General features: G+C 58.5%; 10 protein-coding genes. 7 read left to right on the top strand and 3 right to left on the bottom strand.

Features of this window, described 5'->3' with window-relative positions; all coding sequences use genetic code 11:
* Window positions 1-2: 2 nt before the first annotated feature.
* The 7 genes from leuS (at window position 3) to CPA54_RS05500 (ending at window position 13209) form a co-directional block, all read left to right on the top strand.
* Complete coding sequence (gene leuS, locus CPA54_RS05530) at window positions 3-2618, top strand: leucine--tRNA ligase (RefSeq protein WP_249085790.1); 2616 nt, start codon at window positions 3-5, stop codon at window positions 2616-2618.
* Between the two features lie 14 nt (window positions 2619-2632).
* Complete coding sequence (locus CPA54_RS05525; protein WP_227431506.1) at window positions 2633-3379, top strand: hypothetical protein; 747 nt, start codon at window positions 2633-2635, stop codon at window positions 3377-3379.
* Window positions 3376-4386 (top strand): DNA polymerase III subunit delta, encoded by a 1011-nt coding sequence (gene holA, locus CPA54_RS05520; protein ID WP_081562687.1) that lies wholly within the window; start codon window positions 3376-3378, stop codon window positions 4384-4386. Before CPA54_RS05525 ends, holA begins: the two co-directional genes overlap by 4 nt.
* A gap of 224 nt (window positions 4387-4610) precedes the next feature.
* Window positions 4611-6971, top strand: coding sequence for a TonB-dependent siderophore receptor (locus CPA54_RS05515; protein ID WP_154981240.1), 2361 nt, complete (start codon window positions 4611-4613; stop codon window positions 6969-6971).
* 310 nt (window positions 6972-7281) lie between these two features.
* Window positions 7282-9663, top strand: a complete 2382-nt coding sequence (locus CPA54_RS05510) for a TonB-dependent receptor (RefSeq protein ID WP_408902144.1) — start codon at window positions 7282-7284, stop codon at window positions 9661-9663.
* Between the two features lie 341 nt (window positions 9664-10004).
* Window positions 10005-12380, top strand: a complete 2376-nt coding sequence (locus CPA54_RS05505; RefSeq protein WP_249085787.1) for a TonB-dependent siderophore receptor — start codon at window positions 10005-10007, stop codon at window positions 12378-12380.
* Window positions 12381-12525: 145 nt separating this feature from the next.
* Complete coding sequence (locus CPA54_RS05500) at window positions 12526-13209, top strand: Fe2+-dependent dioxygenase (protein WP_043558305.1); 684 nt, start codon at window positions 12526-12528, stop codon at window positions 13207-13209.
* 16 nt (window positions 13210-13225) lie between these two features.
* Here CPA54_RS05500 and CPA54_RS05495 read toward each other — a convergent pair whose 3' ends face one another.
* The 3 genes from CPA54_RS05495 to minD all read right to left on the bottom strand — a co-directional run bounded on the left by CPA54_RS05495 (window position 13226) and on the right by minD (window position 17230).
* Window positions 13226-15748 (bottom strand): TonB-dependent siderophore receptor, encoded by a 2523-nt coding sequence (locus tag CPA54_RS05495; protein WP_249085785.1) that lies wholly within the window; start codon window positions 15746-15748, stop codon window positions 13226-13228.
* Between the two features lie 361 nt (window positions 15749-16109).
* The gene (gene minE, locus CPA54_RS05490) at window positions 16110-16418 is read right to left on the bottom strand and encodes a cell division topological specificity factor MinE (protein WP_043557807.1); all 309 of its coding nucleotides are present in this window, start codon (window positions 16416-16418) and stop codon (window positions 16110-16112) included.
* Entirely contained in the window at window positions 16415-17230 is an 816-nt protein-coding gene (gene minD / locus CPA54_RS05485) for a septum site-determining protein MinD (RefSeq protein WP_081562853.1), read from the bottom strand. The genes minE and minD overlap by 4 nt, the downstream gene beginning before the upstream one ends.
* Window positions 17231-17403: the final 173 nt, after the last annotated feature.

Raw genomic sequence — 17403 nt, 5'->3', positions numbered from 1 at the left:
CGATGAGTGACATGACAGCCAGCAACGTTTCTGACTCCTCCAGTTTCGACTTCCACGCCCGTGAGCCTCACTGGCAGGCCCGGTGGGCGGAGGCCGACATCTTCCATGTGCCGGACGTGCCCCCGGTCGACAGACCGAAATATTACGTGCTGGAGATGTTCCCCTATCCGTCTGGGCAGCTGCATGTCGGGCATGTGCGCAATTACACGCTGGGCGATGTGGTGGCCCGGTACAAGCGTGCCCGTGGCTATGCCGTGCTGCACCCGATGGGCTGGGATGCTTTCGGGCTGCCGGCAGAGAATGCCGCACGGGAGCGGGGCGTTCATCCGGGCAAATGGACCCTCCAGAACATCGCCACCATGCGGGGGACGCTCCAGCGGCTCGGTTTCTCGCTGGACTGGAAGCGTGAGATTGCGACCTGTCTGCCAGACTATTACGGCCAGCAGCAGAAGCTGTTCCTCGACATGCTGGCTGCCGGGCTGGTGGAACGACGTGATTCGTCTGTCAACTGGGACCCGGTGGACCAGACCGTGCTGGCCAACGAGCAGGTGGTTGATGGCCGTGGCTGGCGGTCCGGTGCGCTGGTGGAGAAGAAGACGCTCTCCCAGTGGTTCCTCAAGATCACTGATTTTGCCGAGCCCCTGCTGGAGGGGCTGAAGGAGCTGGACAAGTGGCCGGAGCGTGTCCGCACCATGCAGGAGCGCTGGATTGGCCGTTCCGAGGGGGCCCGGGTCCGTTTCAGCCTGCATAACCCGCCGCAGGGTTATGACGTGGATGAGGATTCCATCGAGGTCTTCACCACACGGCCTGACACGCTGTTCGGTCTGAGCTTCATCGGTATTGCGGCGGATCACCCGCTGGCCCGCAGGATTGCGGCGGACAACCCGGAAGCGCAGGGCTTCATTGAAGAATGTCAGCGTGTTGGCACGTCTGAAGAAGCCCTGAGCACGATGGAGAAGCGTGGTTTCGATACCGGGCTGCGTGTGGTGAATCCGCTGAACCCGGAACAGACGGCTCCGGTCTGGATCGCCAATTTCGTGCTGACGGAATATGGCACGGGTGCAGTGTTCGGTTGCCCCTGTGGCGACCAGCGTGATCTGGACTTTGCCCGTAAATATGGACTGGACGTTCCTTCCGTCCTGCTGCCTGCAGGGGAAGAGGAAGCCAGCTTCAGCGTCGGCAAGAAGGCCGTTACGGGTGAGGCCACGCTCTACAATTCCGGCTTCCTGAGTGGGAAGAGTACGAAAGAGGCCATCCGGGCTGCCATCGAGCGGGTGGAAGAGTTGGGTGTTGGCCGTGGCGTGACCAACTGGCGCCTGCGGGACTGGGGCATTTCCCGTCAGCGGTATTGGGGCTGCCCGATTCCCATCATTTATTGCGAGTCCTGCGGTGCTGTCCCTGTGCCGGAAGATCAGTTGCCGGTGACGCTGCCGGAGGATGTCACGTTTGACAGGCCGGGCAATCCGCTCGACCACCATCCGACATGGAAGCACGTCTCCTGCCCGAAATGCGGTGCAGCTGCACGGCGTGAGACCGATACCTGCGACACGTTCGTGGACAGCTCATGGTATTTCGCCCGTTTCACGGCACCAAAGGCCGCAACGCCAACTGATCGCAAGGCGGCTGATGGCTGGTTGGCCGTGGACCAGTATATCGGCGGTATCGAGCACGCCATCCTCCATCTGCTTTATGCCCGGTTCTTCACCCGGGCGATGAAGAAGACGGGACATCTGGATGTCAGCGAGCCATTTGCCGGGCTGTTCACGCAGGGCATGGTCACGCATGAGAGCTACCGGGATGGTACCCAGTGGCTGTACCCGGATGAGGTCGAGCAGCGTGGGGATCAGGTGGTCCGCAAGGACAACGGCAATCCCGTGACGGTCGGACGTTCGGAGAAGATGTCCAAGTCCAAGCGCAACACGGTGTCTCCGGTGGAGATCATTGAACGTTACGGTGCCGACACGGCCCGCTGGTTTGTCCTGTCCGACAGCCCGCCGGAGCGTGACATGGAATGGACAGCAGCTGGTGTGGCAGCGTCCGGGCGCTTCATGCAGCGTCTCTACCGGCAGGTTCAGACCGTTGCGGCAAGGGATGGAGCGGATGCCGCCCACGGGGCTGCCGGGGAGGAGCTGCGGCAGGTGACGCACCGCACCATTGCCGCCGTGACGGAGGCTCTGGAAGGGTTCACGCCGAATGTGGCCGTGGCCCGTTTGCATGAGCTGTCCTCTGCGCTGGGTGAGGCTGAGGGCCGGGATGGTGAGGGCCTGCCTGCCGCCCGCCGTGAGGCCGCCCATGTTCTGGCCATGCTGGTTTCTCCCATGATGCCGCATCTGGCCGAGGAGCTGATGCTGCTGCTGGAGCCGGAAGGCCCGATGGTGGTGGAGCGGAGCTGGCCGGAAGCGGATGAGAGCCTGCTGGCGGTGAAGAAGGTGACCATTGCCGTGCAGGTGCTGGGCAAGCTGCGTGGTACGATCACCTGCGCCCCTGATGAGGCGAAGGAGACTGTGCTGGCACAGGCCAGGGCCGAGCCGAATGTGGCGAAAGCGCTGGAAGGCAGACGGGTCGTCAAGGAGATCCATGTGCCGAACCGGATCGTCAATTTTGTGGTAGCGGGCTGAGCGGGAGAGGCTGGATGAACGGAAACTCCCGGATGAAGAAAGTGGCTCGCCGGGGCCTTGGCATCCTGCTGGCCGGGGTCGGGCTTGCCAGTCTGGGAGCGTGTGGTTTCCAGCCACTTTATGGCAGGCAGGCTGGGCAGAAGGATGCTGCCGTCAATGCCCAGCTGAAGGATGTTTATGTAGCGAACATTCCGACCCGTTTCGGGCAGGAGCTGCGCCTTGGCCTGCAAAAGGAAATGGCGGGGGATGGGCCCGAACGGCCGGAGGGGTACATCCTGCGTGTGAATGCCACGGCTTCTCTGGAGTCGATCGATATCCATCAGGACAATACCTCGGGTCGTACCCGTGGTGTTGGCTGGGCTGACTGGCGGCTTTATCGTGTCGGGGATACCAGCAAGGTGCTGGCACGGGGCTATGCCCGCACTCTGGACGGCTTCAACATGAATATTGAGCAGTATTTTGCCCAGACGCTCAATAACGAAACGCTTTACAAGCGGATCGGGGAAAGCCTGGCGCATGACATCACCATGCAGGTGGCTGTCTGGTTCCGGGCGCATCAGTCTCTGGGAGAGGAGAAGTCCATCCGTCCGGGGCGTGATCCCTATCTGGACCGTCTGCCCGGCACGCAGCGGACGGACATGCGCTATATTGGTGTTGATGGCTTCCCAGCCAATGCAACGGGGCGCAGCAGCAACAACGCCTCCACATGGACGGGTGAGGACAGCCGGAATCTGGAGGACGAAGAGGATAACGGTCTGTGAAGATCAAGACGCAGGCTGCCAGGCAGACTCTGAAGGAGGCTGGCAGCTGGCGTGTGATTCTTCTCCACGGAGATGATGGCGGGTTGATCCGTGAGCGGGCGAGGGAGGCTGTCCAGACCATACTGGATGATCTGGATGACCCGTTTCGTCTGGCCCGGCTGGAAGCGGAAGAGCAGGACAGGCTGGAGGAGGAGGCTCTGGCCCTGTCCCTGACAGGGGGGCGGCGTGCTGTCTGGTTGCGTGGTGTGCAGGATGGCGCTCTTGGCCAGCTGAAATCCCTTCTGGAGCATCAGAGCGATACATTGGTCGTTCTGGAAGGGCCAGGATTGGGAAGTCGCTCCAAGCTGCGGCAGTTTGCAGAAAAACACAGGCAGGTGGCGTCCATCGGGTGTTATCCGGAGGAAGGGCGCAACCTTGCCCGGACGGTGAGCGATATTCTGGCGGAAGATGATATCCGGCTGGATCGTGATGGCATGGCGTGGCTGCTCGGTCATCTGGGGCATGATCGGACGCTGGTCCGTAGTGAAGTGGAAAAACTGCGTCTTTACGGTGAGCCGGGTAGCACCCTGACCGTTGATGACGTCCAGGCCTGCGTGGGGGATTCGGGGCAGGCGTCCCTTGATGATGCGGTGTATGCGGCCCTGGCGGGGAACCGGCTGGAGGCTGACCGGGCGTTTGAGCGGGCCATGGGGGATGGGGCCAGCCCTGTTGCTTTTGCCCGTGTGACACTGTCCGTGCTGGAGCGCTTCCAGCGGGCGTTTTTTCTGGTGCAGGAGGGACAGTCCCGGCAGGAGGCCATGGCTGCCCTGAAGCCACCTGTCTTTTTTCGTCACAAGGATGCTTTTCTGGCGGGCATGAGGCGCTGGTCTCAGGTTGCTCTCTCCCAGGCAGCGGAGGCAACGCAGGAGCTGGAGCTGGCCTGCAAGCAGAGCGGGGCCCCGGATGATCTGCTCTGTCGCCGTCACCTTGTCAGGCTGTGTCATCCCCGTTCTTTTGATCGGGAATAAAATAAATTAATTCATATAATAGAATATACCTTTCACTGTGCCCCTGTGACTGGTTTCACTGACTGTTCCCATCTGCTTTTTTCAGAAAAAACATGAGTTTCCTGCCATTCTTCTGTTGGTGAGGGAGGGTGTGTGTCCGATCTTTAAATTAAACTTTATTATATAATGATAATTATTATCACCTAGAACGACTTCTGAATAATGTTGTTTTTCTGGTGGTATATATGAGTCGTTTCATCCGTAGTGGTCTCAGGCCGTTATCTGCAGTTCTGACAATGGGGGGTGTTGTAGGGAGTGCCCATGCAGAGCCGGGAGCGGCAAACAGGGTTGCCCAGGATGTAACGTCTCCTGCAGATGGAACAGATGATTCCAGAGGAATTCAGGCCAAGGGGGTCGAGCAGATTCATGTCATCGGCCACCCGTTCAACACGATGCATGCCAGCAACGACATGGGCCGGATGCCGCAGGATGTCATGCACACAGCCCAGACGATCGATGTCGTTCCCCGGGAGCTCATCAAGCAGCAGAATGCAAAATCGCTCGAGGAAGCCCTGAAGAATGTTCCCGGTATCACCTCTTCCGTGGGGGAAGGGGCTGGAGGAATGAGTGGCGACCAGTTCCTCATCCGTGGCTTCCCGGCGCAAAATGACATTTATGAAGATGGTTTGCGGGATTTTGGGGTTTATACCCGTGACAGTTTCTTTCAGGATTCCGTCAATGTCATCAAGGGGCCGTCCTCCGAGGTGTTCGGTAACGGAACGACAGGTGGGGCCATCAATATCATCACCAAAACCCCGACACTGAAGGATCATTACGGAGCCGATTTCAGTGGTGGGTCGGGGAATTTCTACCGTGGCACGGTGGATGTGAACAAACGCATCGGGAATACTTCGGCCTTCCGTCTGGAGGGCATGGGAAATTCCAATGACGTGGTGGGGCGTGATTACGCCTATTCCCACCGCTGGGGTATTGCGCCGTCCATCGCTTTTGGTATCGGCACGAAAACGACGGTTGTGTTGCAGGTGATGCACCAGACCTCCCGCAACGTGCCGGATTATGGCGTGCCGGTCGTCAAGGGCCATCCCATCACGGAGCAGTCGTCTCTCGGTGTGCGCCGGGGCAACTGGTACGGCAAGACGCAGGACCATGACAACAGCGATGACACGATGGAGACATTGCGGCTGAAGCATGTCTTCAACCGTCATTTCACGTTCCACAATGACCTGCGCTTCGGTGAATACAGCCGGGACTTTGCGGCCTCCACGCCGCAATGTGCCAATGCGTCCTGCTCCGAGATGCAGATATACAATCCGGGGTACAAGAAGGTCGATCCGGCTGCCGGTGTGGGCCTCAATGGCGGGCCGATGCCGTACAAGCAGTCCAGCTGGTCCTTTCAGGACGTGGCCTCCCTGCAGGCGGACTTCAATACGGGATTCCTGCGCCATCAGGTCGTGACGGGATTCGACATGGAATATGTGCAGGATTCCCGTCGCCAGTATGCGTATGATGCCGTGGGTGCCCACCGGGCCATTCCGTGGCAGAACACCTACCATCCGCAGCGTGACGCTTATGGTTATGCGACCTGCCGGGCGGATTCCGGAAACTGCTGGAAGAACACCAATTACAGTCTGGGGCGGCCGGATTCCCGTGGCTATGGATTCGATACGGGTCTTTTCCTGTATGACCAGATCTGGTTCACCAAGTGGCTGTCCGCCAAGGGTGGGCTGCGCTGGGACCGCTGGCAGACCATGTACAGGACATGGGGAGCGGACGGGCAGGAGAGTGCGGCGGCCCGTGGCCCGTTGGGCAAGGCGCCGTCTGCGGCGTTGGATTATCATGACACGAAGGGCGTCATCAATCCGACGGCCAGCCTGCTGATCACGCCCAACAGCTGGCAGACCTTCTACTTCACCTATGCAAGCTCCACGACGCCGATGGGCATGTATGTGACCAACGGTGCCCTGCCGATCCGCCCCGTGAACGGGCAGGTGGCCACCCAGCCTGAACGCTCCCAGCTCTATGAGGTGGGGTCCAAGATGAGCCTGCTGCATGACCGTCTCGGGGCCACGATCTCGCTCTTCCGGCTGGACAAGAGCAATGCCCTGACAACGGACCCGGTCGCCGGGCAGGTACTGGCCACGGGTGTGAAGGAACGCAACCAGGGGCTGGAACTGTCCCTGGGAGGCATGATCCTGCCGGGCTGGAACGTGACGGCCACATATGCCCTGTATGACCCGCGGGTGATGTCCGGTCCCAATCATGGCCGGAACATCCAGTACGTGCCGCACAATCAGGCGACGCTGTGGTCTGCTTATGAAGCCTTTCCCGGCAAGCTCTGGAACTTCACCATCGGTGGGGGGCTGACATGGCGGCAGGGCGTGTATCTGAACCTTGCCAACACGGCGAAGGTGCCCGCCAACGTGGAGTTCGATTCCTACATCTCGCACCGCATCAACCGGCACTGGGTCGTGTCGTTGAATGCCTACAACCTGTCCAACCGTCTCAACTACAACTCACTCTTCACGAACCGGGTAACACCGGCTCCGGGGCGGGCCTTCCTTGGGCGGTTGAGCATGGATTACTGATCTACCCTTCAGACACGGATCATCTGCTGGATTCTGCGCCTTTCCTGTTTTGGAAGGCGCAGTTTTTTTATGGGAGATCGCAATGGTTAATATTTAATTGTTTAAATATTAACAAAAATCATGAGAGGGACTGTGTCTGTCTTACAGATAATAAACAAAAGATTAAAATAAATGTGTTTTTTACGACACATGCATCAAATTTCTGCAAAGGACAACAATTTCTTAAAGTTAAAATTAAGAATTAGTCGCATTTATGAGCGGCTATCCCGCTGGGGATGTGCGTGACCCTTTCAGGACAAAGGTTGTTTCCATGAGTCGTTTTATCCATCAATGTCTAAAACCGGTCTCAGCGGTGCTGACTTTAGGGAGCATGGCAGGGGGGGCTTTGGCTGCTTCTGCCTCCCATCAGGAAGAAAGCACGCCTACAGGGCAGGAAACGACGACACCAGCGCCTTCTGTCAATGATGCCCAGACGCAGGGCGTGCAGGCGACGCAGGTGGAGCGCATCCATGTCATCGGTCATCCGTTCAACACGATGCATGCAGGCAATGACATGGGGCGTCTGCCGCAGGATGTCATGCACACGCCGCAGACCATTGATGTCGTTCCCCGGGAACTGATCAAGCAGCAGAACGTGAAGTCTCTGGATGAGGCCCTGCGGAATGTCCCTGGCATCACGGCTTCCGTCGGGGAAGGGGCTGGCGGCCTGAATGGGGACCAGTTTCTCATCCGTGGGTTCCCGGCACAGAATGACATCTACGAAGATGGCCTGCGGGACTTCGGTGTCTACGCTCGTGACAGCTTCAATTATGATTCCGTCAATGTCATCAAGGGGCCGTCTTCACAGGTTTTCGGTAACGGAACGACCGGTGGTGCCATCAATGTCGTGACGAAGACGCCGATGGCCAATGACCATTACAACGTGGATTTCAGTGGCGGGTCAGCGGATTATTTCCGTGGCACGGTGGATGTGAACAAGACCATCAATAACAGGACGGCCTTCCGTCTGGAAGGCATGGGAGCGTCCAACAATGTGGTGGGTCGGGACCATGTCTGGGATCATCGCTGGGGCATTGCGCCTTCCGTGGCCTTCGGGCTGGGGACGAAGACGACCGTTGTTCTTCAGGTGATGCACCAGACAGATAACAGCGTGCCAGATTTCGGGATGCCGGTCATCAAGACAAAGTGGTCGGCTTATGGGCGGCCTTTGTCTGAATATGGCGTGCCGCGGCACAATTTCTTTGGCAAGCAGCAGGACCATAATCACACCGACGACACGATGGAAACATTGCGGCTGAAGCATGTTTTCAATCGGCATTTCACCTTCCACAATGATCTGCGCTTCGGTGAATACAGCCGTAATTTTGAAGCTTCGAAGGTCGTGTGCCGGGCTGGCTGTATTGATGCGATCAATGGCGGTGATTTTGGCAAGGGGCTGGTCAATCGCACGACGCCGGGCAACAGTGTGCCGCTGCCCTACAAGCAGAACAGCTGGTCCTTCCAGGACGTCGCCTCCTTGCAGGCCGACTTCAAGACAGGTTTTCTGAGGCATCAGGTCGTGACAGGGTTTGACATGGAATATGTCCATGATTCCCGTCATCAGGACGTCTATGCCGGGACCATTCCTGCGGCCAATCTGCTCTATCCCAATCCGCATGAGGTAACGGATGCACAGGCCCGTCGTGTGCCGGGAGGGGAGAATCCGAAGAGCATGCCGTACATTGCCGGGCTGGGCAGAAAGCCGGACAATCATGGTTATGGGTTTGATACGGGCATCTTCCTGTATGACCAGATCTGGCTGACAAACTGGGCGTCCATCAAGGGCGGGTTCCGTTGGGACCGCTGGCAGAGTGGGTACACCGTAACAGGTGGGCCAGAGACGACCCTGAATGAGAAAAACCGCCCCGTTCCGAATGAGGACAAGCGTTTCCCGCAGACGAAGAATACCTTCAACCCGACGGCCAGCCTCGTGCTGACACCGACCAGCTGGCAGACGATCTATTTCACCTATGCCAGCTCCACCACACCAACGGGCATGTATGTGACCAGCGGGGCCGTGCCGGTCCGGCCGGGCAAGAATGGAGGAACGGTGGATAACCGGCCACAGCATGCCCGCCTGTATGAGGTCGGCAGCAAGTTCAGCCTGCTGCATGACCGCCTGGGGGCCACCATCTCGCTCTTCCGTCTGGACAAGGACAATGCCCTGACGACAGACCCGGTCTCCAACTCCACCATCAACACGGGGGCCCAGCAGCGCAACCAGGGCATGGAACTCTCCCTCGGGGGGATGATCCTGACGGGTTGGAACATCACAGCCACTTATGCGCTGTATGATCCGAAAACATCTTCCAACAATGGCGGGCCCATGCATAATCAGATCCAGTACGTGCCGCATAATCAGGCGACTCTCTGGTCCGCTTATGAGGCCTTCCCCAACCTGCCATGGAACTTCACGATCGGTGGGGGGCTGACATGGCGGCAGGGTGTGTATCTGGATAACAACAATACCTCCAAGGTGCCCGCCAACGTGGATTTTGACACCGTCATTTCCCATCATTTCGGGCGGCACTGGCAGGTTTCTCTCAACGGATACAATCTGGCCAACCGGCTGAACTACAACACGCTCTTCAGTGGCTATTCTACCCCTGCACCGGGGCGGACATTCCTTGGCCGTCTGACCATGGATTACTGAGCTGTTTTTTCAGGCCGGACATACTGTCCGGCCTGAAGGTATGGCTCCGCATTGGGGCTGGGGAACGGGCTCTTGTTTTTGTGTTCGGTTTATCCTGTCAGTTCTAATAAATAATCGGGAATACCTGTTCACAACATGGGAGTGGAGGTAGCAACATGCTGAAAAACAGCAGGAAACAGCCATTATGGTAATGGTGTGTCATATTGTGGCAATTAAGACACAATCTTATCTGTAAACGATTTGGTATGATTTTTATGGTTTGAAACTGAGAATAATTATCATCTATGGAAGGTGTCTCTCCTTGGTGGAGGTCGTATTACCCTGATGTGGAGCACCTTTGTATGAGTCGTTTTATCCATCAATGCCTCAAGCCGGCTTCGGCTGTCCTGACACTGGGTGGTGTCGCTGGGGGGGCCTATGCTGCTGACACAACAGCCCTGCATCAGGATGGCGTTGCCACATCAGATGGAACACATGCGGAACAGACAACAGCCGGAACATCTGCATCCCGGGCGGCACAGGATGGTGTGCAGGCAACGCAGGTGGAGCGCATCCATGTCATCGGTCATCCGTTCAACACGATGCATGCAGGCAACGACATGGGACGTATGCCGCAGGATGTCATGCACACGCCGCAGACCATTGATGTCGTTCCCCGGGAACTGATCAAGCAGCAGAATGCGAAGTCTCTGGATGAGGCCCTGCGCAACGTCCCCGGCATCACGGCTTCCGTCGGGGAAGGGGCCGGTGGTCTCAACGGGGACCAGTTTCTCATCCGTGGGTTCCCGGCACAGAATGACATCTACGAAGATGGCCTGCGGGACTTCGGCGTCTATTCCCGTGACAGCTTCAACTATGATTCCGTCAATGTCATCAAGGGGCCGTCCTCACAGGTTTTCGGTAACGGAACGACCGGTGGTGCCATCAATGTCGTGACGAAGACGCCGACGGTCAACGACCATTACAACGTGGATTTCAGTGGCGGGTCAGCGGATTATTTCCGTGGCACGGTGGATGTGAACAAGCGGATCAACGACACCACGGCCTTCCGTCTGGAAGGGCTGGGGGCGTCCAACAATGTGGTCGGGCGGGACCATGTCTGGGATCATCGCTGGGGCATTGCGCCATCCGTGGCCTTCGGACTGGGGACGAAGACGACCGTCGTGCTTCAGGTGATGCATGAGACGGACAACAGCATCCCGGATTACGGGATGCCGGTCGTCAAGGCCCGTGGGTCCGCCTATGGGCGGCCGATCTCGGAATATGGCGTGCCCCGGCAGAACTGGTACGGCAAGCAGCAGGACCATAATCATACCGATGACACGATGGAGACGCTGCGCCTGAAGCACATCTTCAACGATCATCTGACATTCCACAATGATCTGCGCTTCGGTGAGTACAGCCGTGACTTTGAGGCCTCCAAGGTGCAGTGCGGCACGAAGTGCGTCAATGCGCTGAACAGTGGCAATTACGGTGCCGGTGTGATCACCCGCAACACCAACGGGAGCGTGCCGCTGCCCTACAAGCAGAACAGCTGGTCCTTCCAGGACGTCGCCTCCTTGCAGGCCGACTTCAAGACAGGGTTCCTGCGGCATCAGGTCGTGACAGGGTTTGACATGGAATATGTCCATGATTCCCGTCATCAGGATACCTATGAGGGTGCTTCCCTCACAAAGGCGGTGCCGACCGCCAACATGCTGTATCCAGACCCGCACAATGTGCCGGATGCGATGGTGCGCCGTGTTTCCGCACAGGCCAATTCCATGCCCAACATTGCCGGTATCGGCAAGAAGCCGAACAGCCGCGGGTATGGGTTCGACACGGGTATTTTCCTGTATGACCAGATCTGGCTGACAAACTGGGCGTCCATCAAGGGCGGGTTCCGCTGGGACCGTTGGCAGAGCAACTACCGGACGTCCGGCCTGTCCGAACTGCCGAACAACCCGGACAGGAGCTTCCCGCAGACGACCAACACCTTCAACCCGACGGCCAGCCTCGTGCTGACACCGACGAAGTGGCAGACGGTCTATTTCACCTATGCCAGCTCCACCACGCCGACGGGCATGTATGTGACCAGCGGGGCCATACCGGTCCGTCCGGGATCAAAGGGAACCGTGGATACACGCCCGCAGCGTGCCCGCCTGTATGAGGTCGGCAGCAAGTTCAGCCTGCTGCATGACCGACTGGGGGCCACCATCTCGCTTTTCCGTCTGGACAAGAGCAATGCCCTGACGACGGACCCGGTCTCCAACTCCACTATCAACACGGGTGCCCAGCAGCGCAACCAGGGCATGGAACTCTCCCTTGGTGGCATGATCCTGCCGGGCTGGAACATCACGGCCACTTACGCCCTGTATGACCCGAAGACATCCTCCAATGGTGGCGGGCGGATGCATAACCAGATCCAGTACGTGCCGCACAATCAGGCGACCCTCTGGTCCGCCTATGAGGCCTTCCCCGGTACGCCGTGGAACTTCACCATCGGTGGTGGTCTGACATGGCGTCAGAAAGTGTATCTGGATAATGACAACACCTCCAAGGTGCCTGCCAATGTGGATTTTGACACCGTCATTTCCCATCATTTCGGGCGGCACTGGCAGGTCTCTCTCAACGGGTACAATCTGGCCAATCGGCTGAACTACAACAGTCTCTTCAGCGGCTATGCCACGCCCGCACCGGGGCGGACATTCCTTGGCCGTCTGACCATGGATTACTGAGTGTCGGGGCCGGCCATGCCTTCTGCATGTCCGGTCTTGAAACCGGTGGATGATGGTGTGAAGGTTTCACATGGAGCAGGCAGGTCTGTCTGCTCCTTTTCCTGTAGGTGGCGGGGCTGCTGGCCTGCCTGAAAGGCATGATCTCATGATGTTGCATATTCCGGGAGTTCTCTCGGCAGAAGAGCTGGCTGACCTGCGGTCCCGTCTGGCCGCGGGAGAGTGGGTGGATGGCCGGGGAACAGCCGGGTCACAGTCTGGCAGTGTGAAGAACAATCTTCAGATCGCTCCAGACAGCCCGCTGGGGAAGGAGCTCTCCACGTTTGTCCTGCGCAAGCTGGGCACGAACCCGCTCTATAACAGTGCCGTGCTGCCCCTGCGTCTCGTGCCGCCGCTCTTCAACCGTTATGATGTGGGGATGAATTTCGGGGCGCATGTCGATAACGCCCTGCGGCCCATTCCCGGTACGGGGCACCGCATCCGTACGGACGTGTCCAGCACGCTTTTCATTTCCGATCTTGATGAATATGACGGGGGCGAGCTGGTCCTTCATGGGCCTTCAGAGGAAAAGCGGGTGCGCCTGCCTGCGGGGGACATGATTGTCTATCCCACCACGGCCCTGCATACGGTCACTCCCGTGACACGGGGCAGCCGCTGGGGGTCTTTTTTCTGGGCGCAGTCCGTCATCCGCTCGCAGGAGCACCGGTCCATCCTGTTCGACCTTGACCAGAGCATCATGGCCCTGACCCAGAGCCACGGCCCCAAGGATGCGGAGGTCCTGCGGCTGACCAACGTGTATCACAACCTGCTGCGGACATGGGCCGAGATGTGACCGTCTGGCCCACTTTTCAGAAGTGGGCTGACACATCCAGATAATAGTAGCCGCCATTGATGCCGAGCTGGGATGTGCTCAGGTAGTATTTGGCGGCTCCTAGATAACGGTTGCCATGAGGCACCTTGCTGGGGAAGGCGGCGAAGATGTTGTTCCCGCCCAGTGTTGTACTCCAGATTTTGTTGATGTTGTACGTCACCGAAAGATTGGTCGTCCATTTCGGTCTGTTATGGAACTGGAGGTAGTTGGTGGTCGAGGCCGTTGAGGTATTGTTGTTCCGGTAATAGGTCAGGGCGGAGGTCGTCTGCCCGTACCGGATTTCATGCAGGGCAACGGTCCAGCGATGCGCCGGGGATACCCATGTGCCACCAAAGATGATCTTGCTGCGGGGATACGCAGTCGTGATGTAGGCCCGGCTGGGGGCGTTGAGGACCGGCGTGCCGTCGCTGCGGGTCGCCTGATGGCGCAGTCTGGTGCGGTTCAGGTTGATGGCGGCATCCCAGTTGATGCGCCCGGCGTGGCGCAGTTTCGTGGTGTAGGTGATGGTCATGTCCATGCCCTGCGTGCGGGTGTTCGCCACATTGGCAAACCACTGGGTGGACAGATTGTTGTTCGTGATGTTGGCGGGCAGGTCGGTGATGCCGTTGGCTGCCAGAATGTTGGCGGCTTCCACACCATAGAGGTTGTTCCCGGGCAGGATGCGGCCCCGCAGGTCGATCTGGTAGAAATCGGTCGTGACATGCAGCCCTTTGAAGGGTTCGGCAATGATGCCCCCTTCCACATTCGTGCTCTGCTCCGGTTTCAGACGCTGGGCCCCGCTAGCCAGGGCTCCGGGAGAGGTGGCGGCCACCAGCCCACGGGCCACGGTCGGGGAGAGGGTCAGGGCGGAATAATGTTCCTGCGCCAGTGTGGGAGCGTGGAAGCCGTTGCTGAATGTCCCCCGGAAGGCAAGCCTCCTTGACACGTCATAACGGGTGGAAATCTTGCCGGTCTGCGTGTTGCCGACATCGGTGTAATGCTCGTACCGTCCGGCCATGTCCAGCTGCCAGTGCTTTGTCAGATGGGTGGAAATGTCGACATAACCGGAGACCACGTCACGGTTGGAGTTGCCCGCACTGCGGGGGCTTGTTCCGGCGAGGGCCAGGCTGGTGCCGCCGCCATAGGTACTGGCACTGGAGCCTTCAGCAATGGAGTAGGCTTCATAACGGTATCCGGCCCCTCCGGCGAGATTGATGCTGTGGGGCCAGAAGGACAGATTGAGCTTCCTGTTCAGGTTCAGCTCGTTGTTCCACTGCGTGTCATTGAAGCCCTGCACCCTGTTGTAGGTGGTTTGCAGGGCGGAGGCGGGAAGGGCCTTGTTGGCGTCATTCTTTAGGCCGATATTGTCGAAATCCCGCCCGTACGTGCTGGACAGGTCCCAGTGCCAGCCTGCCAGACGGCCTTTCAGCCCTGCCGTGATTTCAAAATCATTTTCTTCCAGCGTCTGGAGGGGGGAATAGCCGTCCGGGTAGATGGCGGCGTAACCGGGTGTGCTGGCAAGGGATGAGGGCAGACGGTAATTCTGGAAGGCCTCCGCATGGCGGTGGGCATAGGTGGCCGTGCTGTAGAGCTGGAGCGTGTTGGTGATGTCATAGCCTGCATTGATGGCTACGGACTCCCGGGTCTGTTCCGGCTGGCTCAGGATCTTGTTGATGGTTGTTCCGGTCCGGCTGTCCGGTCCGGAGCGGAAGCTGTGGTCCTGATGCACGAGGTCGCCACTGACATGGATGAAGCCACGGTCCTCCCCGAAGGAGGCTCCGCCATCAATGAAGATGCCCTGCTGGTAGCCGTCTCCCTTGCTGGTGATGCCGCTGTTGGACCGGATCGTCAGTCCGTGATCCTGCTTCTTGAGGATGATGTTCACCACCCCGGCAATGGCATCCGATCCGTACTGGGCCGAGGCACCATCTCGCAGCACTTCGATGTGATCGATGGCAGAGAGGGGGATCATGTCGATGTCGGTCGGGGTCGTGCCCTGCTGCGGCCCGGAATCGGCATAGATGTTGGCCGTGGTGTGCCGCCTGTGCCCATTGACGAGGATCAGCGTCTCATTGGAGCTCAGTCCCCTCAGGCTGATGGAATCCGTCAGGGCGCCTGTATCAAAGCCGCCTGTGGGGACGGTGAGGGATGGCAGCAGGAGCTGCATGGCATCCCGCAGGGTTGGCTGGCCGGTACTGGTGAGCTGCCGGCTGGAGACGACATCAATGGGTGCAATGGAATCACGGGCCTTTTTCCCGATCTCCCGTGTCCCTGTGACGATGAGTGTTTCCGTTCCGCCGGGCACCTGCTGGACGTGTTTCTGACGCAACGGGGTGGTGGCCTGCCGCCTGGTGATGGGTTTGGGCTTTCCTGTGGCAGATATTTTTTCCTGTGCCGGTGCCACGGTCTGGTCTCTGGTTGCCGCCTTGACCTGGGAGGATAGAGCCGTCATGCAGCCCAGCCCGATGCCAAGCAGGGAGGGGAGGGTAGTCAGGCGACGTGAAGGAGGCAGGGAACGCATCAGAGACCAACTTTCCAGCAGGTGAAGCAGGACCTTGCACACGGGGGATCATCTGGGCAAACTCCTATTCTTCATAGTGAAAAATAGAAACATCTATGCGTCTGTCTGATATAGAACAGTCGTCTTCAAGACCATGGGAGAGAGGGTGTGACAGGGCACCTGTTGCATGAAAGGCGCCGTACTGTGCTGTCCTGGACACATAATGAACTATGATGAATCGTTTATTATGGGACAAAAAAAGCTCCTCTGGGGAGCGGAGCAGCGAAGACTGCAGAAACCGGCCTGGCAGCATCCCTGTCAGGTATAGGGAGACAGTGGCGGGGCAGGCCCCGCACAAGGTCTGGTCAAGGGAAAGGGAGTACTACAGGTCCTCATTGGGAGTCATGGTGGAAACCTGCGCCCGCAGGCCACTCTGCGGAACCTGGATGTCGATCTCCAACTTGGAGCATTTCTGCCCCCGATCCATCTTGATCTGCACATTGTCTTCATCAATGGAGACATGACGTGCCAGAACTTCAAGGATTTCAGCATGGAGAGTCCGGAGGAGGGTTGAGTCCCCACCTTCCTGCGCCTGCCGCTCATGCGCCAGCAGGATCTGCAGCCGGTCCCGTGCTACATTGCTGCTTGCCTCGGGGCGTTTCCGGGAAAAGAAGCTGTCCAGAAAACTCATGATCCCCTCTTTTTGAAGATGCGGTCGAACAGACCACGTTTTTCGGTCGGGATGGTGACGGGGATGTCCTTGCCTTCCAGGCGGGCCACGGCTTCGAAATAGGCCAGGGCAGGGACGCTCTCCGGGGAGGCAAAAGTGACCGGAGCCCCGACGTTGGAGGCCTTGAGGACATCTTCGCTTTCGGGAATGACGCCAAGCAGGGGCAGGGAGAGGATGCCCACGACATCTTCAACACTCAGCATCTCACCACGGGAGGCCCGGCTCGGGTCATAGCGTGTCAGAAGCAGGTGCTTCTCGACCGTCTCACCTTTCTGTGCCCGGGCTGTCTGGCTGTCGAGCATACCGATGATGCGGTCAGAGTCACGGACGGAGCTGACTTCCGGATTGGTGACGATCACGGCGTGGTCGGCATGATGCATGGCCAGCTGGGCCCCGCGCTCAATGCCGGCTGGGCTGTCACAGAGGATCCAGTCGAAGCGCTCCCGCAGCTCGTTCATCACCCGTTCTATGCCCTCGCTTGTCAGGGCGTCCTTGTCCCGGGTCTGGGAGGCCGGCAGGATGGACAGGGTATCACAGCGCTTGTCACGGATCAGGGCCTGATGGAGTGTGGCTTCCCCCTGGATGACGTTGATCAGGTCGAACACGACCCGCCGTTCGACCCCCATGATGAGGTCCAGGTTGCGGAGCCCGACGTCAAAGTCGACCACAGCCACATTCTGTCCGCTTCGCGCCAAGGCGGCCCCAAGGGCGGCTGTTGTTGTCGTTTTGCCAACGCCCCCTTTGCCGGATGTAACAACAACGATCTTTGCCATGAAATTTTCAGCTTTCCCGCAGTCGGCTCATGAGCCTTATTTGTGGACATTATTGCAGATGATTAAGGTTCAGTAAAAGGGAACCTTGCCTTGTTGCTTCATACTCTACAGTGATGATTAAGCATTGATAAGACATTCCGTGTCACAAGTGGGCAGTTTTCTTTTTTCAAAAA

Source organism: Parasaccharibacter sp. TMW2.1890, from assembly GCF_023337645.1.
In the GTDB taxonomy this organism is placed as follows: Bacteria; Pseudomonadota; Alphaproteobacteria; order Acetobacterales; family Acetobacteraceae; genus Bombella; species Bombella apis.
Note: the sequence above shows the minus strand (reverse complement) of the source record. Positions and strands in the feature narration are given on the sequence as shown.

Excerpts from the sequence above, each read along its gene's own strand:
- minD (WP_081562853.1), bottom strand. The coding sequence starts at position 17,230 with ATGGCAAAGATCGTTGTTGTTACATCCGGCAAAGGGGGCGTTGGCAAA.
- CPA54_RS05525 (WP_227431506.1), top strand. The coding sequence starts at position 2,633 with ATGAACGGAAACTCCCGGATGAAGAAAGTGGCTCGCCGGGGCCTTGGC.
- CPA54_RS05515 (WP_154981240.1), top strand. The coding sequence starts at position 4,611 with ATGAGTCGTTTCATCCGTAGTGGTCTCAGGCCGTTATCTGCAGTTCTG.
- CPA54_RS05510 (WP_408902144.1), top strand. The coding sequence starts at position 7,282 with ATGAGTCGTTTTATCCATCAATGTCTAAAACCGGTCTCAGCGGTGCTG.
- CPA54_RS05505 (WP_249085787.1), top strand. The coding sequence starts at position 10,005 with ATGAGTCGTTTTATCCATCAATGCCTCAAGCCGGCTTCGGCTGTCCTG.
- CPA54_RS05500 (WP_043558305.1), top strand. The coding sequence starts at position 12,526 with ATGATGTTGCATATTCCGGGAGTTCTCTCGGCAGAAGAGCTGGCTGAC.
- leuS (WP_249085790.1), top strand. The coding sequence starts at position 3 with ATGAGTGACATGACAGCCAGCAACGTTTCTGACTCCTCCAGTTTCGAC.
- CPA54_RS05495 (WP_249085785.1), bottom strand. The coding sequence starts at position 15,748 with ATGCGTTCCCTGCCTCCTTCACGTCGCCTGACTACCCTCCCCTCCCTG.
- minE (WP_043557807.1), bottom strand. The coding sequence starts at position 16,418 with ATGAGTTTTCTGGACAGCTTCTTTTCCCGGAAACGCCCCGAGGCAAGC.